The organism is Acidiphilium sp. AL (assembly GCF_025499445.1).
GTDB lineage: Bacteria > Pseudomonadota > Alphaproteobacteria > Acetobacterales > Acetobacteraceae > Acidiphilium > Acidiphilium iwatense.
Map to the genome: position 1 here is coordinate 1 of NZ_JAIMBZ010000126.1, position 1,138 is coordinate 1,138.

At 64.7% G+C, this 1,138-nt stretch carries 1 protein-coding gene; it reads right to left on the reverse strand.

Annotated elements, in window-relative coordinates:
- Positions 1-38: 38 nt before the first annotated feature.
- Positions 39-374, reverse strand: a complete 336-nt coding sequence (locus AiwAL_RS20285) for a DUF736 domain-containing protein (protein ID WP_235705113.1) — start codon at positions 372-374, stop codon at positions 39-41.
- Positions 375-1,138 lie beyond the last annotated feature (764 nt).

Below are 1,138 nucleotides of genomic sequence, written 5' to 3' on the forward strand. Positions count from 1 at the left end.
AAAGCCCCGCCGCGATGGCTCGCGACGGGGCTTTGGCGTCAATTCCGGTCGCGCGGCTCCCAGAGGGCGATGTGGGTGGCGCCGTCCTCGCTGGCGCGTTCGAGCTTGACCAGGCGGCAGCGAACCCAGTTCGGCCCGAACTCCGGTGCGCCGATCTTGAGGTTCAGATAGGTCTCGCCACTGGACTTGGCGACTTGGCTCCAGCCGGCGCCGACCTCGTGGCGCTGTCCGGCAAAGACCCGATGATCGGGGGCGTTTTCAGACAGTTTGTCGACCGGGACGATGGTGAGTGCGGCCGCCACGTGAAGGGTTTTGAGGGTGCCGGTGAAGGTGCCGGTGTCGGTTTTGGTGAAGGTTCCGAGGGTGATAGCCATGACGTGGTCTCCTTTAATCGATCGCCGGGACCATCCCTGCGATGTCTCGCGCTGAGAGACCGCAAAGGCGCCGCCGACACCGCGAGCGTGCGAGCGGCCGGAGCGCAGCGGAGGACCTGGGAGGCGGGAGAATTTGGAGCGCAGCGCCCGCGAGGAGGCCCGCTCGCGGGCCGGGGAAATTCTTCCGCCGGACGGGTTGGCGGGGGTGCCTGCGGGATCTAGCGCCCCCGAAGACATGCAGGAATGGTCTTGCGATACGCCGATGAAGGCGACCATTGGCCTATCTTCCGCACCGTAACGAATGTCCGACCTGCGTCCGAGCGGATGCCTCAAACCCGGCGTGGCAGATCGCTTCGTCGCCCGGTTTGATCTCCGAAAGAAGCCCAGTCCGGGCTCAAGCAGACGAGCGACACTGGTGCGCCTGTGATGGATGCATCCGCGGCAGTGGCGTGATCTGCCAACTCTCATCGAACGCGTCTTGGAAGATGGGCGACCCCGCTGGGAATGTCATTGCCCTCTGGTGGACGGCGGATTTGCCCCTTGTCGCTCCTCTTGCTCGGGCTCGATGAGATCGGGAGCGGCGTGATCGCGCCGCAGGTTGTCGAGTCCTTCAACGGCCGCGAACTGGCGCCAAACGCAATAACTCTCGGCTTGCCACAAGCGCGATGGACGAGCTCTTTGAACAGTACCGGCCTCGCCAAGCAGCCGGTTTCCGATGCAGTGTAGCGTCATGGATGTAGTCTCAACCCCGCAGCAGGTCCGCG

Excerpts from the sequence above, each read along its gene's own strand:
- AiwAL_RS20285 (WP_235705113.1), bottom strand. The coding sequence starts at position 374 with ATGGCTATCACCCTCGGAACCTTCACCAAAACCGACACCGGCACCTTC.